The sequence below is a fragment of the Aequorivita sp. H23M31 genome (assembly GCF_004022485.1).
Taxonomy (GTDB): Bacteria; Bacteroidota; Bacteroidia; order Flavobacteriales; family Flavobacteriaceae; genus Aequorivita; species Aequorivita ciconiae.
Genome location: NZ_CP034951.1, coordinates 2900900 through 2926384 on the forward strand (window position 1 = coordinate 2900900; position 25485 = coordinate 2926384).

Here is a 25485-nt window from a genome sequence, read left to right on the forward strand (position 1 = left end):
GGATTACCCTAACTACTGCCACTGAACACTGCCCACTTATTAATGTGCCTCCAACCAATTTTCCCCAACACCCAAATCTACATCCAAAGGAACAATAAGCTTAAATGCGTTTTCCATCTCGTGTTTTACCAGAGTTTTAAGATCTTCCAATTCTGGTTTATAAGCGTCAAAGACCAATTCATCATGGACCTGAAGCAGCATCTTACTTTTAAAACCTTTTTCTTCAAGCTTTTTATGGATATTTATCATGGCAATTTTTATGATATCTGCCGCACTTCCTTGTATTGGGGCATTTACCGCGTTTCGTTCCGCCGCGCCACGAACTATTTGATTGCTTCCATTTATATCCTTTAAATACCGCCTTCTTCCCAAAACGGTTTGTACATATCCGTTTTCACGGGCAAATTGTATTTGTTCACTTATATAGTTCCGTAGTTTTGGATACGTTTTATAATAGGTTTCGATCAATTCCTTGGCTTCGGATCTGGAAAGATCTGTTTGATTACTCAATCCAAATGCGGAAACTCCATAGATAATCCCAAAATTAACCGTTTTAGCATTATTTCTATGTTCTCGTGTAACCTCTTCAATCGGAATATTAAAAACCCGTGATGCTGTGGAAGCGTGAATATCCTCTCCATTTTTAAAAGCCTCGATCATATTGTCCTCTTCACTTAAAGCGGCGATAATGCGAAGTTCAATTTGCGAATAATCTGCCGCCATCAAAACATAATCTTCATTTCGTGGAATAAAAGCCTTTCGCACTTGACGTCCTCGCTCCGTTCTAATGGGAATATTCTGAAGGTTGGGATTATTGCTGCTCAATCGGCCAGTTGCGGCAACCGTTTGCATATATTCGGTATGAACGCGATTGGTGCTTTTGGCTATTTCATTGGGAAGAGCATCTACATAGGTGCTTTTTAATTTCGCTAAACCTCGATATTCAAGAACATCCTGTATAATTTTATGATCTTTAGCTAATTCTGAAAGGACATCTTCCGCGGTGGAAAATTGACCGGTTTTTGTTTTTTTCGGCTTTTCTATCAATTTCATTTTTCCGAAGAGAATCTCTCCAAGCTGTTTTGGGGAAGCAATATTAAATTCTTCCTCGGCTTCTTCATATATATTCTTTTCAAGTTGAAGAATATCTGTATCGAGGTCTTCGGAAAGAGAGCCAAGGAAATCCTTATCTAGGTTAATACCTTCCATTTCCATATCCGCCAAAACACGCAACAAGGGAATTTCGATTGTATCAAAAAGTTCTTGTGTACTGGCTTCTCCCAATTCATTTTCAAAATGATTTTTTAGTTGAAAAGTGACGTCGGCATTTTCTACAGCATATTCCGTCTGTTTTTCCATAGCGACATCGCGCATGTTTATTTGGTTCTTCCCTTTTTTGCCAATTACTTCTTCAATTAAAATAGGGGTGTAATTGAGATAGGTTTCGCTTAATACATACATATCATGGCGCATATCTGGATTGATAAGGTAATGTGCGAGCATGGTATCGAATAGTTTCCCCTTTACGCTTACATCATATTTTGCAAGCATTTTAAGATCGTTCTTTAAATTTTGGCCAATTTTTTCAATGGATTCATCTTCAAAGAAATCCCGCAATTCCTCTATCAATAATTGCGCTTCCATTTTATTCTCGGGGAAGGGAAGGTAAAATCCTTTTCCTTTTTCCCAAGAAAATGCGATACCGACCAATTCTGCTTCCAAGCAATCCATGCTGGTAGTTTGGGTATCAAAACAGACGCTTTTTTGTTTCATCAAATTTTGTAGAAACAACTTTTTACCCATTCCAGGCCAAACCGTCTGATAAAAATGTTCGGTATTTTCTATGGTATTTCTAGAGTTGAAGTTTTTTATTTCCGCAGGTTCCCCATCTCCTCCAAAGAGACTGAATTGTCCACTGCCTGCTTCAATATTACGAGCAGGAGTGGGAGTATCCCGTATTGACGAGTTTTCTGCCCGTTGTTGTTCATTGGAGACTTCCGAAGTAAACAATCTTAAAAACTGCTCTTTAAGTCGTCTAAACTCTAAGTCTTCAAAAATTTGCTGCACTTTTTCCCCATCGGGCATGGAAAGTTGATAATCTTCTTCGTGAAACGTAACCTCGCATTCAGTAAAAATAGTTGCAAGTTTTTTGGACAGAATCCCCAATTCCGCATTCTCTTCTACTTTCTCTCTCATCCTGCCTTTAAGCATGTGGGTATTTGCCAAAAGATTTTCCATAGAGCCAAATTCCTCCAAAAATTTCTTGGCCGTTTTATCGCCAACGCCGGGTAATCCAGGGATGTTATCACTAGCATCGCCCATCATTCCCAAATAATCGATAACCTGTTCTGGTCGTTCTACCCCGAAGCGTTTTTTAACTTCGTCAATTCCCCAAATTTCTATGGCATTTCCCATTCGTGCTGGGCGGTACATAAAAATGTTTTCGGAAACCAATTGTGCGAAATCTTTATCGGGAGTTACCATATAAACCTGATATCCTTGTTTTTCGGCCTGTTTGGCAAGAGTTCCGATAATATCGTCGGCTTCCAATCCTGAGAGTTCCACGCAGGGAATATGCATGGCCTTAATAATTTCCTGAATTATAGGAATGGATTCTTTAATTACATCGGGTGTAGCATCCCTATTTCCTTTATAATCAGGGAAAAGTTCAGTACGCTCTGCGCTTCCATCTTTATCAAAACAAACAGCAAGGTGGTCCGGACGTTCGCGTCGAATTACATCAAAAAGTGAATTCATAAATCCGAGAACAGCTGAGGTATCTTGACCTTTAGAATTTATGGTCGGATTTTTTATAAGTGCATAATACCCACGAAAAATTAGGGCATAGGCATCTAGGAGGAATAGTCTTTTTTGAGTGGACATGAATAATTTTTAATTTGAAAATTGGTATCTCCGCGAATTTACTCGCAGACGTCTTTTTAATGGATAACTTGAAAATAACGTTTTCAACTGAAATTCAATCACCTCCATCAATCTGTCAACAAGTATTTTCAATATCTTCAAAAATAAAAATAACCCTTCACAATTGAATGCTTTTCGGTGGAAAAGAAATTTTGGTATTTCTTCTATTGGCATCAGAATAAATAGTACCGCAAGTTAGAAGAGGAAAGCTATATATTGGGTTAAAATTAGTTCTTTAATCAAAAAAAAACAGGGATTCGTGACTTGCTTAAAAAGAAAGAGGTAAAAGCTATTTTAGAAAGTGGAAAACAAATAAGTGATTTAAAAGTGCTTAATTATTTTACTAATCATATTCCAGATGGAACGAGACCTCACGAGTTTTTGAATCTGTAAGGTGTTTTTTAATTCAAATTTAAAAGCAAACTGTATTTTTGCTAGAACAAATAATATCAATGGAACATAAAAAATTCAGTATAGCCATTCACGGTGGTGCAGGTACTCTCGTAAAAGGATTAATGACCCCTGAAAAAGAAGGGCAGTATAAAGCAGCTTTGGAATATGCTTTAGAAAGTGGATATAAGATCCTTGAATCGGGAGGATGCGCTATTGATGCTGTTGAAGCTGCTGTAAGAAAACTGGAAAACTCACCACTTTTCAATGCTGGAAAGGGAAGCGTCTTCACTAATGAAGGCACGCACGAAATGGATGCTGCTATAATGGATGGAAAAACTTTGGAAGCAGGTGCCGTTTCCTTGATTACTGGAATTAAAAATCCCGTAGCCTTGGCGAGAGATGTTATGGAAAAGAGTAATCACGTCTTTTTGGCCGGAGAAGGTGCGATGCGTTTTGCAGATAGTTTAGGATATAAATTGGAATCACAAGAATATTTTTATGACGAATTCCGATATCAACAATGGCAAGAAATTAAAGATAGCGATGATTTTCAACTGGATCACAGTGACAAAAAAGATAGTAAGTTTGGTACGGTAGGAGCAGTGGCTTGTGATAAAAATGGGAATATTGCCGCAGCAACTTCAACGGGCGGAATGACCAATAAACGCTGGGGACGGGTAGGGGATAGTCCAATTATTGGTGCTGGAAATTACGCCAATAACAAAACCTGTGCGGTAAGTTGTACGGGTAGCGGCGAGTTCTTTATCCGTGGAGTGGTGGCTTATGATGTTTCCTGTTTAATGGAATATAAAGGAATGACTTTAGAAAAAGCCACTTCCGAAGTAATAAATAAAAGAGTTCTGGAAATTGGTGGAGATGGCGGATTGGTTGCCGTTGATGCACAAGGAAACATTGCCATGCCCTTCAATACCGAAGGAATGTACCGTGGATTTAAGACTTCTGAAGGGGAAGCGGGGATATTAATTTATGGGAATTAGACATAATTTTAAATTCTGAATTCAGAATTCAGAATTCAGAATCCAGAATTATGGAGAAACTTTGTTATTAACTTTAAACTGACCACTCTTGTCCGCCGGAGCTTTAAGCGTAGACAGAGGAGACCACTGACCACTAAATCACAGCGTCTCCACATCCGTTAGCTTAAGGTGCATCGGGGAGAAAACTACCTTTCTCTTTTTAATGTTAAGTTCATCACCATTAGCAAGAATATGGATTTTAAGGTTGGTTATAGACATTGGAGAGCCCTCTTTAACTACCGCTTGATTATTGTGAATTAACCTGCGGGGATCGAATAGAATAACCATTCCGGAGCCAATTACTTCACATTCATTACCATTTTTGATAACTAAGCCAGTGTCTTCCGCCAATCCAATTCCTATTAACTTGGGAAATCGAGCTACCGCTTCAGCAAGTCTTCCAAAACGGCCTCGCCGGATAAAATGGGAATCGATTATAAAATTGTGGATATAACCCATTCCTTTGCCCATTCCGGTGGCGCCTTTTGTAAAAGCTTCTTGAACGCCTCCGCCAGTAATCATTTCTTCGCCCATACACATGGCACCCGCACTTGTTCCAGCAATGACAAACCTTTCGTTGTGATACCTATCCTTAATGATATCATCAAGGGCGGTTCCGCCAATATATTTAACGATTTTGGATTGATCACCACCACTGAACATTACGCAGTCTGCTTTTCTCATCAATTCCAGATATTCTGGAGTTTCAGCATCTTCACGGCTTCTTATGTCCATTATATGAACGCGCTCACACCCCAATTTGTCAAAAGCTTCCCGATAATTTCTGCTTACCTCAACGGGTATGCTTGAAGCTGTGGGGATTACAATTACGGTTGCTTGTTTTCCACCGCTCTCTTTTAATATTCGGGATAAAATTCCTTCTGTTATATATTCAAGGGTATATCTTTCGTTTTCTCCGTTCCCTTTGTCCTCATTACCACCTATTGGTATTAGAATTCCTTTTACGCTCATGAATTAATTTAATTTGGGGACAAAAATACAGTAAATGTTATAGAAATTAATTATATATTTATCAAATCCGAAATTGAAAATTTAAAAATTTACATATGCGAATTAGGGAAATTAATGCTATGCGTGGACCAAACTACTGGTCTATACGTCGTCATAAATTAATTGTAATGGTCTTGGATCTTGAAGAAATGGAGGACTTACCTTCTAATAAGATTGATGGCTTTGGCGATAGGTTAAAGATGATGTTTCCCAGTATGTACAGTCACCGTTGCTCTGTAGGTGAGCCGGGAGGTTTTTTTCAGCGTGTGGAAGAGGGTACTTGGATGGGGCACGTTATTGAGCATATCGCTCTGGAAATTCAAACTCTGGCTGGTATGGATACGGGATTTGGACGAACCAGAGGATATGGCGAAAAGGGGGTCTATAATGTTGTATTCAGTTATTTGGAAGAAAACGTGGGCCGATATGCAGCAAAAGCTGCTGTGGATATTTGTAAAGCACTCATTTCGGGTGATCATTATGATCTGGAAGCAGATATACAGCGCATGCGCGAGCTTCGGGAAAGCGAGAGATTGGGTCCAAGTACCGGCTCAATTGTTGAAGAAGCAGAAAGCAGAGGAATTCCGTGGATTCGGCTTAATAAATATTCGCTATGTCAATTGGGATATGGAGCCAACCAAAAACGAATTCAGGCTACGGTTACTTCAGAAACAAGTAGCATAGGGGTTGAGCTTGCCTGTGATAAAGAAGATACTAAATTTTTATTAGAACAGGCTGAAGTGCTCGTGCCTCGAGGCGACATCATCTCTAGAGAAGGTAGCCTTGAAGAAGCTTGCAATTATGTTGGTTTCCCGTTGGTTGTAAAACCTATTGATGGAAATCATGGTCGGGGAATTACCGTAAATATTACCAATTACGCAGACGCTTTGGTTGCCTTTAGGGCAGCGAAGGAAGTTTCGCATAAAATAATTATCGAAAAATACATCACAGGCGAGGATTATCGACTTTTAGTTATAAACAATGTGCTGGTCGCAGCGGCAAAACGTACACCTGCCCACGTTATTGGAGACGGGAAATCCACCATTAAGGAATTGGTTGATCTTGAAAACAGTAATCCAAGAAGAGGTTATGGTCATGAAAATGTACTTACGCAAATAACCATCAACAACCTGACCCGCACAATTCTGGAGGCTATAGGATATACGGAAGATTCCATTCCTTTAAAAGGTGAAATGGTAATCCTAAAAGATACGGCCAATCTCAGCACAGGCGGTACGGCGGAAGATGTTACGGATATTGTTCACCCTTCCAATGTTTCCATGGCTGAGCGGATTTCAAAAATTATAGATCTGGATATCTGTGGAATTGATATAATGACCACCGATATTAGTCAACCTTTGGAAGAAACTGGAGGGGCTGTTCTAGAAGTTAATGCTGGTCCGGGATTTAGGATGCACTTAGCGCCAACCAGCGGTCTGCCACGCAACGTGGCTGCACCTGTTGTGGATAAACTTTTCCCAAAACAGGGAGATACGGGGAGAATCCCCATTATAGCTGTTACGGGAACCAATGGAAAAACTACCACTACACGTCTGATTGCCCATATGGCAAAAATGAAAGGATATCGTGTAGGCTACACCACCAGTGACGGCGTGTATATCCAAAACAGATTATTGATGAAAGGAGATTGCACGGGCCCTGCCAGTGCGGAATTCGTTTTGAAAGATCCCACGGTAAATTTTGCAGTACTTGAATGCGCCCGTGGCGGATTGCTTCGGGCCGGATTAGGATTTAAAAAATGTGATGTTGGAATCGTTACAAACGTGGAAGCAGACCACCTTGGATTGAAAGGTATTCATACTGTTGAGCAATTGGCAAAGGTTAAAGGTGTAATTCCAGAAACAGTTTTGCCCGATGGCTATGCCATTCTGAATGCGGATGACGATTTGGTGTATGAAATGCGGCGCGCCATAACCTGTAATCTCGCCCTTTTCTCTATGGATGAAGATAATCCCAGAATAAAGGCCCTTCAAAAATTAGGCGGTATTACTGCCATTTATGAAAATGGATATGTTACTTTATGTCGAGGCACTTGGAAAATGCGGGTGATGAAAGCGGAGAACATTCCACTGACCTACGGTGGAAAAGCACCTTTTATGATTCAGAATATACTGCCTGCAATTATTGCTGCCAACGTAAAGGGGATTAGTATAGAGGATATGAAAATGGCGTTGGAAAGTTTTATTCCTTCTGCTTCTCAAACACCCGGACGATTAAATCTGTTCAAATTTGAGAATTTTGATATTTTATTGGACTACGCTCATAATCCAGCGGGAATGCGGGCTCTTCAAAAATTTACAAATAATCTTGACGCAACGGTGAAAGTTGGAATTATTGCCGGTGTTGGCGATAGAAGAGATGAGGATACAAGAGAATTGGGAAGCATCGCTGCCGAGATGTTTGATGAAATCATCATCCGTCAGGACAAGAATCTGCGCGGAAAATCGGAAGACGAACTCATCGGAATGCTAAATGAAGGAATTAAAGCAAAGGATCCCAATAAAAAAACTACAATTATTCCTTCGGAGAAAGAGGCTATCACCTTCGCGGTAAAAAATGCTATCCCTGGTTCCCTGATAATTTGCTGTAGCGATGTAATTCCGGATGCTCTGGAGCTAGTAATGCATTTTAAAGAGCAGGAAAGGATAAATGGGAATTTTGTTGACAATAATTCTTTTTAATTTTCAGGAGTGACTAAAGTAATTTCAATATTCCTCTTGGCCGCAGCCCTGTTGATTTCCTGTAAAGAGACAAATTCGAAAAGTGATAAATCTGAGCTACCTTCTCAAAAAACGGAGAGGATTATAATTTCTGACTCAGAGGAGGATACGAGCAGTGAGATGAAGGCGTTATTGGATCGATTGGAAAATTATATCCTCACAGATTACCTGACAGAAAGAGATTTAAGAGTTATACCCAAAGACCAACGAAAAATCCAGTTATATCAAATCGACTTAAACAGCGATGGAAGAAAAGAGATTCTTTTAAATTTCATCACTAGCTATTTTTGTGGTTCCGGAGGATGTAATATGGTTTTGTTGAATGACGAACTCCAGCCCATTACAGAATTCACGGTGATGCAGACCCCAATTTATGTTGAAGATACCTTTAAAAATGGCTGGAAGGTTTTGAAGGTTCATTCTGAAGGGAAATGGCGGGAACTTGAGTATAAAAATGGTTCTTATCCTTCAAATCCATCTGTTGTTGCCGGTTCTGCCGACTCCCCTTCAAAAACAGCTACGATTCTTTTTGATAACGAAAATTCAGAAGTGAAAACATATAGTTTTTAAAAGTAAATCCGATTAACAATCTGTAAATAGAAAAACCATTTAATTCAAATAGCCATGATTAAATTTTATTATTTATCTATTTTGGTATTCATGCTTATCAGTTGTGGCACTCAGCCTACTTATAATGATCCAATTCCACCTCACGATGAATTTAAGATTGAGTCAAAATTAGTAAATGAAACCAGAGTAATAAACGTGTGGACACCACCTAACTACGCCGAAGGAAACGACTCTTTTCCAGTTTTAAATATGGCAGATGGCGGAATAAAAGAGGATTTTCCACATATAGCCAACACACTTTCTGAATTGATTGAGAGTAAAAGTATCCCTCCAATAATTTTAGTAGGAATTGAAAACACCGAAAGAGGAAGAGATTTAACTGGTTTTTCTGAAGTGGAAGGAGATGCAAAATATTGTCCGCTCACCGATGGAGCCAAAAATTTCAGAGCATTTATTACGGATGAATTATTTTCAGAAATAAATGAAAAATATAGAGTTACTGACGAAAAAGGATTGATTGGAGAATCTCTTTCAGGACTTTTCGTAATGGAAACCTTCTTTTTAAAACCTGAAGCATTCGATTTCTATATTGCAATGGATCCATCACTTTGGTGGAATGATCATTATTTAGAAAGAAATGCAAATAAAATATTGGCAAATTTTCCAAATAAAAAGATCAGACTATGGTTTGCTGGCTCTACGCAACCAGATATTTCACCCCACACCAAAAATTTGGCAATGACTTTAAAAACAGATTCACCAAATGAATTAACGTGGAAGTACTCTGATGAACCAAACGAAAAGCACAATACCATATTTAGAGCGACCAAAGAGAAGGCCTTGATTTGGACATTAAATGCGAAATAGGCTCAGAAATTCAATAAGTTAATCATTATGAACAGAGGGGGTTTTTCTTGGAAACGCTTGTTAGGTGTTTCCCGTGCAAAATCCAACATTTCTCGAAAAATCGGAATTCCTTTGACTAAAAGTGGAAGAAATCAGAAAGTTGGGGGAATTGTTACGAAAGGCTGTTTGGGGATTTTAGCCGTTATGAGCTTGCCTTTGTTTTTGATGATTTTGATAATTATGTTCAAATTCACAACTTGAAAATTGGACTGTAAAAGATGTCTATAAAGATGTTATTTAAGAATAAATAAACTCTGCGGTCTCTGCGCGCCTCTGCGTCCTTTGCCTTAAAAAAACAACCACTGAGACACAGAGAGCACAGAATCTTTTTCTCAAACCTACTTTATCTATTATTGTCAAAAACAGGATATCCAATAATTGTCTATTCCGAATGGTTACGAAATTTAATATATTTGTAAGATGCAGGTACAGATGGACATAGAATTTGAAAAGTTGGTGGCCATCATAAAGAAATTGCCATCAAAAAGACTCTTGCAGTTAAAAGCCGAAATGGAAAGGATTATCTCAAAGGAGAAAGACAATGCCACTTTAAAGTCACTTCTTTTAAAAGGTCCGGTTGCAACCCAAAAGCAATTGGAAACGATAGAAGGCAATAGAAAATCCATCAATCAATGGCGGGCGAGTTAATATTAATTGATACATCGATACTGATTGACTGGTATCGAAAAACAGATAAAGCTAATTCCGTCTGGATTAGACTTATTGAAAAAGAATATGAATTTGCCATTTCTTCCATTACGAAATATGAAGTATATGCTGGAGCCACACCGAGTCAGGTTGCATTATGGGATACAATATTGGCAACTATCCTCGTCCTCTCTTTTGATGAAAGTTGTGTAGATACAGCCGTTACTATAAATGCAGCACTTAAGCGTAATAGAAAACAAATTGACCTCGCAGACTTGTTTATAGGTGCAACAGCAATGACCCATAATATTGGCATTGCGACATTGAATGTAAACCACTTTGAGCGTATAGATGGACTAACACTTGTTACATAAATAAGTTATTATTATTATTATTATTATGAAATGGCTTTCTTCCGCTTCATAATTCCAAAGAAAGCAATATATCCATAACAAGCAATAAGCAAGATAAGCGCGAGCTTAAATCCGATATTATCGGTCAGAAATCCATACATCGGTGGGATTACTGCTCCCCCCACAATTGCCATACACAAAAGTCCTGAAGCTTGGGGTTTTAAATCCCCCAGCCCATCAATAGTCAGGGCGAATATGGTGGGGAACATAATGGAGTTAAACAGACCCACGGCGAGAATAGACCACATGGCCGTTAGTCCATTGGTGTTCATCGAAATCAGTAACATTATAACGGCCAAAAAAGCAAATACCGAAAGTACTTTTGTGGGTTTGATAATCTTAGTTAAATATGCCCCTATAAACCGTCCCACCATCGCACCACTCCAATAAAACACAATAAAGGCTCCTACTATAGCCTTAGGGTCTATTGAACTTAAATCAGTATTTAGTAAACTTTGTGCTACGGAATTCATCGTTTCATTTTCTAGAATTATAGAAGAAAGATTCATACTCATAAAATAATTCACCAAATAACTACCAATGGCAACTTCAGCACCTACGTAAACGAAGATCCCTAATGCCCCCAACATTACAATTTTGTTTTTTAAAAGCTTTCCATACCCACCCACCGGACTTTTTTCTAGAATCTTCGGAAGTTTTATAAATAAGAACATCAGTGCCAATAAGCCTATAAATCCTGCGATATACAGAAAGGGCGTTTGTACGGCAGATGCTTCGGAAACGTAATAGGAACTTCTGTCCATATCTGTTAAAACTGAAATCTCTTCAGATGATTTTATAGTATCGCTAAGCAAAAATGACGCACCAATCAACGGCGCAATTGCGGTTCCCAAGGAGTTAAAAGCTTGCGAAAGATTCAAACGACTTGACGCGCCATCTTCACTTCCCAATACTGATACGTAAGGATTAGCGGCAACTTGCAAAACTGTGATTCCCCCCGCGAGCGTGAAGTAAGCCACTAGAAATATCCAAAAAACCCTTTCTGAGGCAGCAGGATAAAATAGCAAACAGCCAACGGCCATTGTCACCAAGCCCACGATGATCCCTTTTTGGTAACCAATACGAGATAGAAGCGCACCTGCAGGAACGGAGATAATGAAATAAGCCAAGAAGAAAGCAAATTGCACCAAGCCGGCCTGAAAATAACTAAGCTCAAAAACATCCCTCAGTCGGGGCACGAGACTGTCCACCAATACGGTGATAAAACCCCATAGAAAAAATAGAACGGTAACAGTAATAAAGGCGGCGCGGAAGGATTTTTTTTCGGTCATAAAAAGTTTGGTTAAGGAGACTCTCTGTGTTCTCTGTGACTTTGTGGTAGAATTTTTACCACAGCCCCGCCTGCCAGACGGGCAGGGGCACAGAAGGCACGGAAGATTTATTTTTTATCATAGAAATCTGAAGGAATATTCTCGTTATTGTCGTTTTGAAATTTTGTAACTGAAAAACCATCGTGGATTGAGTAAAACCCAGTTTCGCCTCTTTTATTTACGGCAATATATCCCACCTGAAAATCTTTATAATCTGGATTCTTATGGATGATTCTTCCAATAGCTTCCTCACACGCTTCCTGCGGACTTTTGCCCTGGCGCATCAATTCTACAATTAAAAAACTACCCACGGTTTTTAGAACTTCTTCTCCCAAGCCAGTTGCGGTTGCACCGCCCACTTCGTTATCGATAAATAATCCCGCACCAATAATTGGAGAATCTCCCACACGGCCTGCCATTTTGTAAGCCAATCCGCTAGTGGTACAACCGCCGGCGATATCTCCATTTTTATCAATCGCCAACATCCCAATTGTATCGTGGTTTTCAATATTGATAATGGGTTTGTATTTGGAAGTTTTTTTCCACTCCTCCCAATCTTTTTTAGATTTTTCTGTTAGCAGATCAACAGGTTTAAAACCTTCGGAGATTGCGAATTTTTCCGCACCTTTCCCAGCCAAAATCACGTGGGGCGTATCTTCCATTACTTTCCTCGCCACTGAAATGGGATGTAGAATATTCTGCAGATAAACCACAGCTCCATAATTCCCCTTGCTGTCCATAATGCAGGCATCCAAGGTTACGTTGCCATCTCTGTCTGGCAGGCCACCAATACCAACCGATTGTCCCTCGGCATTGGCTTCTTCTATTCTACAACCTTGCTCTATGGCGTCAAGGGCCGACTTTCCTTGTTGAAGTGTTTCCCAAGCGGCTTGTGTGCTTTCTTTTACGTTCCATGTGGCAATAACCAAAGGGTAATTGTCCTTGCCTGTTTCAGAATTATTATCGAGAATGGGAAGTTTTTTCTCCGATGCAAAGAGTGTGCTGCCCACTGCGATTCCCAATGTTGAAAGCGATGCGTTTTGTATAAATTTTCTACGTTTCATAGATTCTCAATTTCTGGTTCGAAGTTTCTTGGGTTCGTATTTCAAACCTAACAGGTCTCGAAGACCTGTTAGGTTTAGTCGTGGTTCAAGCCGTCGTGGTTCGTGGATCCTTTCAGACGTGGTTCGTGGATCCTTTCAGACGTGGTTCAAATCGTCCTAATTCCTGTTTCCTTTCGGTCCTGGCTCACTTTATCTCGATCTCATCCACAAAAATCCAAGCTTTTCCACCGTAACCCAAATGTCCTTCAGGTAAATCACCCAAATTTTTTGCTTGGATCTTAACATACTGAACATCCTTTGATACATCGAATGAAACAGTTTCAATTTCAACTTCTTCCGAAGGTTTTGCAGACTCAATTGCTTGCGTGGATATTTCAGTGAAATTTTTTCCATCGACAGACGCCCAACAGGTTACTTCAGTAGGATAAAAAATCCACGAACGTTGGTCCTGAAGGAAATTCACTGTTACCGTTTTCACTTCTTTTTTGGAACCTAAATTTACAGTAGCTTTTAAATCCACATCGTGATAACCTTGCCAAGTTCCGGTTCGGAAATCGTTTGCGCCGTGAATCCCGTCAATTAATGCATTTGCACCACCGCCATTGTACTGGTTGGCGTATTCGGTTTCCAGTTTTATACTAAGGTTAGGATCTATTTTATAGAAATGAGTAGTTATAATCGGACTCTTTTTTTCATCTTTCTGCGCATATGTTTTCAGAACGGCTTCTTCCGAAAGTGTAAATGGTTGATCGTATTTTTTGAATTCGGAATTATTTAAGGAAAAATAAATTTCCGGATTTCCCTCAGCTACTCCCAATAAAACTTCTGTCTTGTTTTTAAAGGCTACTTCTCCTTTTGAAATAAAGGGAGCAGTTACAATCAAGTGTTCTTTGATTTCAGTTTTTGGAATCTCGCTGTCTTTGGTTGCCCACTTAGATGGTTGATCGGTCATTGAAAAAACCAATTTTCCTCCCTCCATTATTTCGTTGTGGTACAAATAACTTCTGTTTAATGGCTTACCATTTAAGCTAGCGGAAGCGATGTAAATATTTTTATCGGAAATGTTTTTAGCTATCACCTCGAATTTTTTCCCATCTTCCAGATTGATTACGCTCTTCTCGAATAAGGGAGTTCCTATAATGTATTCATTGCTTGCGGGAGTAACAGGATAAAAGCCCATTGCGCTGAAAATATACCAAGCACTCATCTGTCCACAGTCCTCGTTACCGGAAATACCATCGGGTGCATTGTGATATTGGGTGGTCATAATTTCATGAATACGTTCCTGGGTTTTTGCAGGTTTGTTGACAAAATTATATAGATATGCCATATGGTGGCTGGGCTCATTTCCATGCGCGTACTGACCGATTAATCCAGTAATATCCACTTGTTGGCGTCCAGATGTTTCTGTTTCCGCAGTGAAAAGTTCATCGAGTTGGGTTTCAAATTTCTTTTTTCCGCCCATTAGGTTAATTAACCCCGAAAGGTCCTGCGGAGCATAAAAGCTATACTGCCACGAATTGGCTTCGGTGTAATTGAAATTAACTTCATAGGGATCAAAAGGCGCGAACCAAGTATTTCTGAATCGGCCGCGCATAAACTTAGTTGCTGGGTCGTAAACGTTCTTATAATACTGTGCTCTTTCCGTGTAAAGTTTATAATCCTCGGTTTTACCCATTGCTTTCGCCATTTCAGCGATTGTCCAATCGTCGTAGGCGTATTCTAAAGTTTTTGAAACCGATTCGCTTTCATCTTCCCCAGGAATGAAACCAAATTCCTTATAACTTTTAAGGCCTAATTTATCTTGTGTGGCACTGTGTTTCATAGCTTGGTAGGCCTTATCCACATCGTAACCGCGGATTCCCTTTAGATAAGCATCAGCTATTACAGGCACGGCGTGATAACCAATCATGCAGCCTGTATAATTGGCTGCCAACGGCCAGATCGGTAGAATTCCACCTTCGTCGTGCTTTGCCAAGAGAGATTTTATAAATTCATTGGTCCTGTCCTTTTCAATGATTGTATAAAGTGGATGTGCCGCACGGTAGGTATCCCAAAGAGAAAACACCGTATAATTCTCAAAATTGTCGGTTTGATGTACTTTTAAATCCATTCCCCGGTAGCGACCATCAACATCTTGATATAGATTTGGAGCGATCATTGTATGGTAAAGAGCAGTATAAAAAACGGTTTTTTGATTTTTATCTTCAGTTTCTATTGAGATTTTTTGAAGTTGTTTCTCCCAAATTTCTTCAGCATTTGCTTTAATTTGTTCAAAGGATTTATTTCCAATTTCAGTTTCCAAGTTCATTTTTGCGCCAGCCTCATCTACTGCCGAAATTCCTACTTTTACTTCCACACGGTTCCCTTGCGAAGGGTCGAATTCGAAAGCGGCTTTATGCTTCTTTCCTTCGGAATTGGTATAGAATTCCACCTTTTTATACGGTCTTGAAAATTGGAGGTTGTAGAACAGCATTTGATTTTCTGCCCACGCCTTGGAATGACGATGACCAGAAATCTCGATGTTTGAAGCTGTTTTAATTTCTGCACTTAACACCTGATCCCTATGCTCGAGATCAAGAATAATTATTTGTTTGGAATTCTTCGGAAAAGTATAACGATGCGTTCCGCTTCTTTCCGAAACCGTCAGTTCCACTTCAATGTTGGTATCATCTAAAAGAACCTTATAGTAACCAGGAGAAGCAAGTTCATTTTTATGTGAAAAGTGGGCCCGGTAGCCTGGCTTTTCATCAGCGCCATTATTGAAAATTACGGCGTTAGTGGGCATTAAGAGCACATCGCCATAGTCGCTTACGCCCGTACCGCTGAGGTGGGTATGTGAAAAACCATAAATATATTCATCGGAATAATGATATCCACTACAGCCATCCCAGCCATCCAAGCGGCTATCAGGACTTAACTGCATCATTCCAAAGGGCATAGTGGCTCCTGGATAGGTATGGCCATGGCCTCCGGTACCGATAAATGGATTTACAAATGAAATTAGTTTTTTACTTGAAGATGGTTTTTGGGAGAATGCCAAAAACGATGGCTGAAAAAAAGCCGTAATCAGTAAAACTGGAAGTAAAAATAGTTGTTTTCTCATGGTGGGGATTAAAGGGCGGAAAGATACTAAAACCGTTAAATATAAGTGAAGCAAAGGTGTCATAAATTGGAACTTACTACCTTTAACCTTTATTTTTTCTATGCGTTGGGTTATTTTTATTGCCGTTTATATTCTTGTTGACATTTACTCTTTTCAAGCTATTAGAGCGCTCACCAAAAGTTCGTGGGTTCCGTGGCTTTATTTTCTTATCTCGGCTGCTGTCCTGGCGGGTCTTTTTTATGAACTTTCCTTTATGGGAACCGGTAAAATGATGCAACCCCCAAAGTTGTACTTCTTTGGGATATTCCTTGCCGTTTTTATACCCAAATTAATCCTGATCATTTTTATGTTCGGGGAGGATATAGGACGTTTTTTCGTGGGTCTTTTTATGAAAGTGGCGGGAAGTCGGGATACAGCTTTTATGGGCTCTCGCAGAAAATTTGTTAGCACCATCGCCTTGGGAATAGCCGCAATACCTTTCGCATCCTTGATTTATGGAATGGTACAGGGAAAATATAATTATAAGGTTTTAAGATACGTCTTGGAATTTGATGACTTGCCAGATGCCTTCGATGGTTATACCCTTACACAACTGAGTGATATACATTGTGGCAGTTTTGATAACAAGCACAAGGTGGAGTATGCTGTAAACTTGGCGAACGAGCAGAAAAGTGATGTGATTTTATTTACCGGCGATTTAGTGAACAATATTGCCGATGAAATTGAAAAGTGGAAGCCTACATTCTCTAAATTGAAAGCCAGGGATGGAGTTTTTTCTGTTTTGGGAAATCACGATTATGGTGACTATATGAAATGGAATTCCCAAACTGAAAAAAAGGAAAACCTAGATAGATTAAAGGATATTCAACGAGAAATGGGTTGGGATTTGCTGCTGAATGAAAATAGATATATAAAAAGAAAGGATCAAAAAATAGCATTGGTAGGAGTAGAAAACTGGGGAGATCATGGATTTATTAAAGCCGGTGATCTTGATAAGGCCAGTGAAGGAATTGCCCAATCCGATTTTAAAATATTGATGAGCCACGATCCCTCGCACTGGCAAGAAAAGGTAAAAAATGATCCCCGTAATTTTCATCTTACCCTTAGCGGTCATACCCACGGGATGCAATTTGGGGTGGAAATTCCAGGAGTAGTGAAATGGAGTCCCATTCAATATAGATATAAAAACTGGGCTGGTGTCTATGAAGAGTTCGGAAGATATATTAACGTAAACCGAGGATTTGGATATCTGGGCTATCCTGGAAGGGTTGGAATTTGGCCCGAGATTACCGTTATACAACTTAAAAAGAGACAGCATACAGTATAATTTTTCAGAAATGTTATATTTGTATTACTATTGATTACCTAAATACCACAGGCGTATGTCAAAATTTGGAGAATTAATTGATACCCGTGTACCCGTATTGTTGAATTTTTATTCTGAAACCGATAAGGTCTGCCAGGAAATGAGTCCAATTCTGCGTGAAGTTGCCACCACTCTTGGTGATACAGGTAGGGTGATAAAAATTGATGTGGATAAAAACAAAGAACTGGCAGAAGCGCTACGTGTCCGAGATATCCCTACCTTCATTATTTATAAAAATGGAGAAATGAAATGGCGCCAAAGTGGGGAGCAGGATTCCCGTACCTTAGTGGATCTTGTGAATGAATATCTTTAATTATTTTCAGAATTCAGAATTTTGAATTGATGAACATTTCCAGCCTTTTTTTGCAATGAATTCTAACGTCTTCGGAAGGGCGTAACGAAGATTCTTTTCTGCTTTTAAACTATCGTGAAAAACGACAATACTACCTGGTTTTAGATTCTTCAGAACGTTTTGAAGACATTTCTCTTTTGAAAGCTTGGCATCATAATCGAAACTGATGATGCTCCACATTATTATTTTATAACCTTTCTTCTTCAATAGTTTTGCCTGTTTTGAGGCAAGCCGTCCATAAGGCGGACGAAATAATTCAGAATTCAGAATTTCGAATTCTGAATTATTCACCATCCGACTTTCAGCCTTTTCCACATTCTCAATATATTCCGAAGTTTTGGTTTTCCATCCATTCAAATGGTCGAATGTATGGTTTCCCACGGAATGGCCTTCAGAAAGAATCTGTTGAAATATTTCCGGCCTTTTCCCTACATTTTTACCAATACAAAAAAAAGTGGCTTTTGCGCAATGTTTTTTTAATTCCTCCAGTACCCAGGGAGTAACTTCAGGATTGGGACCGTCATCAAAAGTGAGATAAACACAATCTTTATCATTTGGAATAGTCCAAATTCGTTCAGGAAAAAGAAGCTGAACGAATTTGGGTATTCTTGCAATTCTCAGGTCCACTATTTGTCAATTATAGGAGAATTCTCTTGACTATGTACCGGATTTTGTTCAATTTTTTCAAATAGGGTGGAGTCAAACTGCATTTCGATGGAAGAATCTTTTGGAATATTTTTGTCCACATCCATTTCCTCATCAGGAGAATAGAAGTGACGGAACATTTTTAAATAGTCATTAAATTTCTTGGCTTCGGCACGGCCAAATTCCTCATCATCATAAATTACAACAATTTTCACCAAACTTCGATATCGCTCCATATCGCTTATTATATCCTGCGCAATATTCCGCTGTCTATTAAATTTTAGGCTGTTGTAATAAATGAGATGTTCTTGGTACATTTTGGTGACTTCCTCATAAACTTTTCTTGCCTTTTCAACCTTATCCAACTCATAGTAACCCAAAACATAAGGTTCTAGTAACGAGTAATATTCAAAATATTCCACGGGCATTTTTTCCATTGCCAGATCAAGGATTTTTTCAGCTTTTTCATCTTGTCCTTCATTTATAAGAGACTCTGCCAAACGCGCTAAATTGCTTCTGTAGGTTATACCATTTTTTCGTGTTTCGGTATCGTGATAGATATCCGGATTGCCATTATTGCCCCAGTCCCAATTCATTACGATATCGTACATCTTGTCGGTATCCACCCTTCCCATATCGAAAGGATTTTTCTTGTTTACCGGAGTTTTAATGGGTACAAGTTTATAAACTACGCCATCGAGTTGCAGATAATCCTTCATCCATAAATAATCATCGTCGCCAAAACTACCTCCGCTGAAATATATAGGTCGCTCCCAATTATTGTTTGCGATAATATCCAACATCATCATTCGGTTTTTATAGATGATATCGCTTTTTAGCGTAATATAAATATCACTGACGATCTTGTCTGCATCTTTTGGATTGACAATTCCGTGTTTTAATACGCTTTCTTTATCCACCGGAATCCGAATCACTTTGGAAGGGAAAGTATTTACAATCTGCCCACTTGGAAGTTCCATTTGGGTAGATGGAGTATCGTTGGCAACAAAGTTCATCCAAGTTTTTATATCAACTGTATCTTTTGAGGTTTGTTGGAAAACCAAGAAATCCCGCGTTCCCCAACGGTATTTGTTGTGGGTCAATTGTGAGGGAATGGGATCGCTCGTAAAGGCTTTCTTCTTCATATCGTCAATATACCAGTCCGTTTGGAAGAGACTTGTATTTACGATACGAACATCTTGTCGATATCCTTCTACGTTTTGCGCATACCACAAAGCGAAAGTGTCATTGTCGCCAATAGTGAACAATATTCCGTTTTCATCACATGAATCCAAATACATTTTTCCCATAGCTTGGGCAGTATATCTATTGCTTCGGTCGTGATCATCCCAATTTTGGGTTGCCAAAAGAATAGGTGCTGCAAGAGCAGTGGCTACGAGAACCACCGGTAAGGCAATTTTAGGTTTTAAGTAACCCTTCATCAAATCAAATAGTGCATAAACTCCATACCCTATCCACATAGCGAACACATAAAAGCTACCAACCAGAGCATAATCCCGCTCTCTGGGCTCAAAAGGTCTTTCATTTAGATAAACTTTTAATGCCAAACCTGTAAAAAGGAAAAACACCAAAAGCACCCAAAAACTCTTTTTGTCGTTCTTATAATGAAATACAATGCCGATAATACCTAGAATAAGAGGGAGGAAAAAATAGGTATTCCGTGCCTTGTTATTTTTCATATCGCTGGGCAGATTATCCTGATTACCAAGTCGGAGCTCATCGATAAATTTTATACCGCTGATCCAGTTTCCGTGCAAATCATCATAACGGCCTTGAATGTCATCCTGTCTCCCGGTAAAATTCCACATCAAATAGCGCCAGTACATATATCCAAACTGAAATTCAAACATGAATTTCATATTTTGGAAAAATGTAGGTCTTTCAATATTTAGGTATTGGCCGAAATTTTTGAGGAATTTATCATAGTCTGCCGTATCAACTAATCCTTGCCTGTAGGCCTGTTTAAACTTGTTGACTTCTTCCACCAATCTCGGTTCATCCAAGTAATCACTTTTTACCGAGAATTCCAATCCGCCGGTAAATTCCATATAGTTGGCGGCGTGTTCTGTACTCCACATTCGGGGCAAAAATCCTTTTTGCGCGTCCTCAGTATTTTGGCTGGCGTTTTTGTAATTATTTACAATCACATATTTGCCCGTGGCCTCGTCCTTTTCATAGTTGGGTTTATCATCCTTATAAGGATTGTCCTCATCCAATCCTACATACGATTCCGTAAAATTGGGGCCATAAAGAAGATGCGTTTCGGGATATTGTTCACGGTTATAATAAGCCAATAACTCCCTCGCGTTGTCCGGATTGTTTTCATTTATCACAGTACCAGCATTCGCTCGGATCGGAAGCATCAACCAACTTGAAAACCCAATAAAAACGAACAAAATACACAAAACCAGAGTGTTCAGTTTCACATAATCTCGTTTCAGAGTAAGGCGTAACAGATAGTAAAAAAGAACAATAAAGATCAATGCTGCAATTATAGTCCCGCTGTTAAAAGGAAGTCCCACCGAATTGATAAAGAAAACCTCGGCGCCACTAAAGAACTTCATAGACATCGGTAATAAAAAGATGAAAATGAAGAGGAGAATAGCAACAGTCACAAAATTTGCGACGATAAAGTTTTTAATGTTTACTGTTTCGGTGTGTTTAAAGAAATATAGGAATCCGATAGCCGGAATGGTAAGCAGAGCCATAAAGTGTACTCCAAATGAAAGTCCGATGATAAATGCGATAAGAACAGCCCAGCGATTTCCACGGGGTTCGAGCATTTCACGTTCCCATCGTAATCCGCAATAGAACATAATGGACATCAGGCACGCTGCCATTGCATACACTTCGGCTTCTACCGCATTAAACCAAAAACTATCGGTAAACGAGAAAGCCAGGGCGCCAATGGCGGAGCTTCCCAAGATTGCAATAGCATTTATTTTATTGATTTCCTGATGCTTTGAAATTAGATTTGTTAGCAGGATTGTCAGGGACCAGAACATAAACAAGATGGCGAATGCACTTGCGAATACCGACATCAAGTTTACGGCGAGGGCGATATAGGAGGCATCAGGTGCGAAAATAGAGAAAACGGCTCCAATCAACTGGTATAAAGGTGCTCCTGGAGGATGCCCTACCTCCAAATTACTGGAAGTAGTTATATATTCACCCGCATCCCAAAAACTGGCAGTTGGCTCTACTGTCAGCCAGTAGGTTGTCAATGCAATGGCAAAGACTACCCAGCCGGTGATTTTATTCCATTTTATAAAATTGAAGGATCCCATAAGTGCGTCTAAAATTAGCTGCTGCGAATTTAATAATAATATGCAAACTGCGAAGGGTTGAATAGGAGGTAACGTACAATGAGTTAGGATATTTTCGGTAACTAAATTTTAAGTAAGCAATACAAGGGATTATTTTTATTGAAAAATGTTTGTACAAGCCAAAGTTTATATTAATTTTGCCACCGCATTACGGAATTGGCCCATGGTGTAACTGGCAACACGTCTGGTTTTGGTCCAGAAGAGTCTAGGTTCGAGCCCTAGTGGGCCAACAAAAGTCCTGATCTTGAAAGAGGTCGGGATTTTTTGTTTTGAGAAATTACGGGCGAGAAGTTTACCCTGAGCGCAGTCGAAAGGAGCCCTAATGGGCCAACTTGAAAACCTCAATCTTAATTGGTTGAGGTTTTTTCTTTGTGAATAATTACGGGCGAGAAGTTTACCCTGAGCGCAGTCGAAGGGAGCCCTAGTGGGCGAACAAAAGTCCTGATCTTGAAAGAGGTCGGGATTTTTTATTTCGAATAATTACGGGCGAGAAGTTTATCCTGAGCGTAGTCGAAGGGAGCCCTAATGGGCCAACAAAAGTTCTAATCTGATACGGTTAGGACTTTTTTTATTTAGATAATTTGGTGAGAAGCTGATAATCGTAATTTGACTCTCCCCAAAGGCTACTTGTTATTTATTTTTTAGGTCAAACGCAATCAATTTACCTAGATCTTTTTGAGCTATGTGCATTTTTTAACTAAACCAAGTTAAAGGAGTAAATAGTTTTATACATTTAGTTCTGAAGCCTTGGCTTTTCTCCAAGGATAATTTAACATTTTGACATCTCATAAATTCACGGGTTAATCTAGATAAACTCGTGTACATTATGGAAATATACGCCATAATAATATGAGATAGCATTTATACACATATTGGTGGCAATACAAGAAAATGATTTATATAAAGAAAATTCATTAAATTTGAATAAAACGGACAAAAATGACAGTTGCAGAAAAATATATTGTGGAGACTTATTCAAATCTTTTTGAAGGGTTAAATTCTATCAGTAAAATTGAGCTGCTTGAAAAGCTTGCAAAATCCCTTAAAAAAGGAAGAAAAAGCAGGGATGCGGAATTTTATAAGTCTTTTGGAGCTTTCGGCTCTGAAAAACCAGCTGAAGAACTCATTAAAGAAATTAAAGAAAGTCGGAAATTTAAAGGAGAAGAATTGAAATTGTAGCAATATGCAGTATTTATTGGACACGAATATGTGTGTCTTTTTTCTTCGCGGAAAATTGAAATTAGACGAAATAATCAGAGAAAGGGGAATTGACAATTGTTTTATTTCAGAGCTAACTGTGTTCGAATTGAAATATGGTGCGGAAAATAGCGATAACCCAAAAAAATCCCATAAAGCTGTTGACAACTTTGTAAAAGGATTATCAGTAATACCCATTTATGGAATTGTGGAAAGATACGCCGAAGAAAAAGTAAGATTAAGAAAAAATGGAACGCCAATGAATGACGAATTTGACTTAATAATTGGTGTTACTGCAATTGTAAATGATTTAACATTAGTTACCGACAATATCAAAGATTTCAAACATCTAAACAAATTAAACGTTGAAAATTGGTTTGTGAGGAAGTAAGTACTGCCACCAACACGGTATAAACGCAATAGCGGCTAATTTTTATATCCAAAAGTAGTTTTATAAATCAAAATTCAGTTATAGCCTGAAAAATAAATGCGTAAATCCCGCTACTGCGTTTATACGAGACGTTGGCATTCATTGAAGAAAGAAATAATCAAAAAAAATTGAAACAGATGAAAGAAGTTAATTTACCTACAATTCTAATTGTTGTAAGTTTTCTATTGATAATATTGAATTTCATTTTTACATCTGATGAAATGAATTCTGGTTTTTGGTTCAGAATTATATCGAGTGTGGTTTTAATTTTGGCCATGTTCTTAACCATTCGTGGTAGAAAAAACAAAATAGATACCACGTAATAAAATAGGACAGTTGAATTGTTATTTTTTACGCCAATCGAAAAGAGAAATAGTAAAAAGCCCAATTGAATGCAGAATTAGGCAAGTTGCAGAATTATTCACTCCATCCGGAACTGATCAAGAAAAAAATTAAGTCGAATAAGAATAAGTCGTATCTAAAATTGAATAATTTAAGAATCCTTGAAACTTTCTAGGCCATCTTTTATACTTTATATAATAGAAACAAAACATATTTTTTCTAAATTCGATGTGGTCGAATTTTTAATTGATTTCTGATGAAAAATAATCTCTTTCTTTTCCTGTTTTTTGGACTGTTGGCTACCGTAACCTTTGCCCAAGATTTTGATAGTTCAAAATTGGATTCCTATTTTGATGCGCTTGAAACACACAATAAATTTATGGGAAGTGTTGCCGTTTCTCAAGATGCTAAGATAATTTATACCAGATCCGTTGGGTTTGCTGATGTTGAAAACAAAATAAAAGCCAATGAAAATACTAAATATCGGATAGGTTCTATCTCAAAGACTTTTACCGCTGCTTTGGTTTTCAAAGGGGTGGAAGCTGGTAAAATCGATTTGAACCAAACAATTGATAAATTCTTTCCAACATTTCCGAAGGGTGACAAAATCACAGTACAACAGTTGCTTTATCATAGAAGTGGAATTCATAATTTCACCAGCGAAGAAGATTATCTGAGTTGGAACACGAGTCCGAAATCTGAAAAGGAAATGATAGATATTATCATAAAGGGAGGAAGCGACTTTGAGCCGGATAGCCGAGCAGAGTACAGCAATTCAAATTATGTGCTTCTCTCCATTATTCTCGAAAAAACATTTAAAAAGCAATATTCTGAAATACTCAAGGAATTTATAACTCAGCCTTTAGGTTTAAAAAACACATATTTAGGAGGTAAAATTGATGTTAAGAAAAACGAGAGTAAATCGTACAAATGGATGGGAGATTGGAAGCTGGAGCCAGAAACCGATATCTCTGTGCCATTGGGTGCGGGAGGAATTGTTTCCACTCCCAGTGATTTGGTTAAATTCAGTGATGCCCTGTTCGCAGGAAAAGTTGTGAAGGAAGAAAGCCTGAAACAAATGGAAAATATAAAGGAGCATTATGGAATGGGCCTTTTTCAGTTTCCTTTTGGAAATAAACAGGGCTTCGGACACACTGGTGGTATAGATGGATTTACTTCCATATTCACCCACTTTCCCGATGGAAATGTTTCGTATGCCATGACTTCAAATGGCACTAATTTCAATAACAATGATATTTCTATTGCGGTTTTAAGTGCAGTTTATAATGAACCTTATGAAATTCCGCAATTAAATACCATTGAACTAAGTTCCGAGGACTTGGATCAATACTTGGGTGTGTATTCTTCTTCAGAAATTCCTTTGAAAATTACTATAACAAAGGAAAATTCAACTTTAATAGCGCAAGCAACTGGCCAATCTTCTTTTTCTCTAGAACCGACCGAAAAGAATAAATTCAAATTTGATGCTGCCGGTGTTGTTTTGGAATTTAATCCTTCGGAACATACAATGGTGCTTAAACAGGGTGGCGGCGTGTTTACTTTTAGAAAGGAATGATTTTGCGAAATTCCCCAGCTACTTTATGTATATTAATTGGCTTATTATTCCTCAATTATAACAGAAATATCAACAGTAATATTTCCAT

General features: G+C 38.6%; 19 protein-coding genes and 1 tRNA gene. 13 read left to right on the forward strand and 7 right to left on the reverse strand.

Features of this window, described 5'->3' with window-relative positions; translation table 11 throughout:
* Positions 1-39: 39 nt before the first annotated feature.
* Entirely contained in the window at positions 40-2883 is a 2844-nt protein-coding gene (polA, locus tag EI546_RS12790; protein WP_128250906.1) for a DNA polymerase I, read from the reverse strand.
* Positions 2884-3374: 491 nt separating this feature from the next.
* Here polA and EI546_RS12795 point away from each other — a divergent pair, with 491 nt between their 5' ends.
* A complete protein-coding gene (locus tag EI546_RS12795; protein WP_128250907.1) occupies positions 3375-4313 on the forward strand; it encodes an isoaspartyl peptidase/L-asparaginase family protein in 939 nt (312 codons plus the stop codon).
* A gap of 138 nt (positions 4314-4451) precedes the next feature.
* Here the strand turns inward: EI546_RS12795 and EI546_RS12800 are convergent, their stop codons facing one another.
* Positions 4452-5324: a cyanophycinase gene (locus EI546_RS12800; RefSeq protein WP_128250908.1), complete on the reverse strand. Its 873-nt coding sequence runs from the start codon at positions 5322-5324 to the stop codon at positions 4452-4454.
* A 95-nt stretch (positions 5325-5419) separates the two neighbouring features.
* On the opposite strand from EI546_RS12800, the gene cphA reads away from it, so the two are divergent.
* The 5 genes from cphA to EI546_RS12830 all read left to right on the forward strand — a co-directional run bounded on the left by cphA (position 5420) and on the right by EI546_RS12830 (position 10602).
* Positions 5420-8065, forward strand: coding sequence for a cyanophycin synthetase (cphA, locus tag EI546_RS12805; RefSeq protein WP_128250909.1), 2646 nt, complete (start codon positions 5420-5422; stop codon positions 8063-8065).
* Between the two features lie 9 nt (positions 8066-8074).
* Complete coding sequence (locus tag EI546_RS12810; protein WP_128250910.1) at positions 8075-8674, forward strand: glycoside hydrolase family protein; 600 nt, start codon at positions 8075-8077, stop codon at positions 8672-8674.
* A 54-nt stretch (positions 8675-8728) separates the two neighbouring features.
* Positions 8729-9541, forward strand: a complete 813-nt coding sequence (locus tag EI546_RS12815) for an alpha/beta hydrolase (RefSeq protein ID WP_128250911.1) — start codon at positions 8729-8731, stop codon at positions 9539-9541.
* A gap of 471 nt (positions 9542-10012) precedes the next feature.
* Positions 10013-10228, forward strand: a complete 216-nt coding sequence (locus EI546_RS12825) for a hypothetical protein (protein ID WP_164905235.1) — start codon at positions 10013-10015, stop codon at positions 10226-10228.
* Positions 10213-10602 carry a type II toxin-antitoxin system VapC family toxin gene (locus EI546_RS12830; RefSeq protein ID WP_128250914.1) on the forward strand — a complete coding sequence of 130 codons (390 nt, stop codon included), beginning with the start codon at positions 10213-10215 and terminating at the stop codon, positions 10600-10602. Before EI546_RS12825 ends, EI546_RS12830 begins: the two co-directional genes overlap by 16 nt.
* A 23-nt stretch (positions 10603-10625) precedes the next feature.
* Here EI546_RS12830 and EI546_RS12835 read toward each other — a convergent pair whose 3' ends face one another.
* The 3 genes from EI546_RS12835 to EI546_RS12845 all read right to left on the reverse strand — a co-directional run bounded on the left by EI546_RS12835 (position 10626) and on the right by EI546_RS12845 (position 16142).
* A complete protein-coding gene (locus EI546_RS12835) occupies positions 10626-11933 on the reverse strand; it encodes a sugar MFS transporter (protein WP_128250915.1) in 1308 nt (435 codons plus the stop codon).
* Positions 11934-12040: 107 nt separating this feature from the next.
* Positions 12041-13036: an isoaspartyl peptidase/L-asparaginase family protein gene (locus EI546_RS12840; protein ID WP_128250916.1), complete on the reverse strand. Its 996-nt coding sequence runs from the start codon at positions 13034-13036 to the stop codon at positions 12041-12043.
* A 184-nt stretch (positions 13037-13220) separates the two neighbouring features.
* The gene (locus EI546_RS12845) at positions 13221-16142 is read right to left on the reverse strand and encodes a GH92 family glycosyl hydrolase (RefSeq protein WP_128250917.1); all 2922 of its coding nucleotides are present in this window, start codon (positions 16140-16142) and stop codon (positions 13221-13223) included.
* Positions 16143-16242: 100 nt separating this feature from the next.
* On the opposite strand from EI546_RS12845, the gene EI546_RS12850 reads away from it, so the two are divergent.
* Complete coding sequence (locus tag EI546_RS12850; RefSeq protein WP_128250918.1) at positions 16243-17469, forward strand: metallophosphoesterase; 1227 nt, start codon at positions 16243-16245, stop codon at positions 17467-17469.
* Between the two features lie 55 nt (positions 17470-17524).
* Positions 17525-17821, forward strand: coding sequence for a thioredoxin family protein (locus EI546_RS12855; protein WP_128250919.1), 297 nt, complete (start codon positions 17525-17527; stop codon positions 17819-17821).
* Positions 17822-17827: 6 nt separating this feature from the next.
* Here EI546_RS12855 and EI546_RS12860 read toward each other — a convergent pair whose 3' ends face one another.
* Positions 17828-18487, reverse strand: a complete 660-nt coding sequence (locus EI546_RS12860; protein WP_240673112.1) for a polysaccharide deacetylase family protein — start codon at positions 18485-18487, stop codon at positions 17828-17830.
* On the reverse strand, positions 18487-21813 hold the full coding sequence (locus tag EI546_RS12865; RefSeq protein ID WP_128250920.1) for a glycosyltransferase family 117 protein: 3327 nt from the start codon (positions 21811-21813) through the stop codon (positions 18487-18489). Before EI546_RS12865 ends, EI546_RS12860 begins: the two co-directional genes overlap by 1 nt.
* Positions 21814-22009: 196 nt before the next feature.
* On the opposite strand from EI546_RS12865, the gene EI546_RS12870 reads away from it, so the two are divergent.
* From EI546_RS12870 to EI546_RS12890, 5 genes are all read left to right on the forward strand, one after another.
* A tRNA-Gln gene (locus EI546_RS12870) sits at positions 22010-22082 on the forward strand.
* Between the two features lie 709 nt (positions 22083-22791).
* Positions 22792-23031, forward strand: coding sequence for a hypothetical protein (locus EI546_RS12875; protein ID WP_128250921.1), 240 nt, complete (start codon positions 22792-22794; stop codon positions 23029-23031).
* A 55-nt stretch (positions 23032-23086) separates the two neighbouring features.
* Positions 23087-23440 carry a PIN domain-containing protein gene (locus tag EI546_RS12880; protein WP_240673113.1) on the forward strand — a complete coding sequence of 118 codons (354 nt, stop codon included), beginning with the start codon at positions 23087-23089 and terminating at the stop codon, positions 23438-23440.
* Positions 23441-23616: 176 nt separating this feature from the next.
* Positions 23617-23802, forward strand: coding sequence for a hypothetical protein (locus EI546_RS12885; RefSeq protein WP_128250923.1), 186 nt, complete (start codon positions 23617-23619; stop codon positions 23800-23802).
* Between the two features lie 275 nt (positions 23803-24077).
* Positions 24078-25397 carry a serine hydrolase domain-containing protein gene (locus EI546_RS12890; protein ID WP_128250924.1) on the forward strand — a complete coding sequence of 440 codons (1320 nt, stop codon included), beginning with the start codon at positions 24078-24080 and terminating at the stop codon, positions 25395-25397.
* Positions 25398-25485 lie beyond the last annotated feature (88 nt).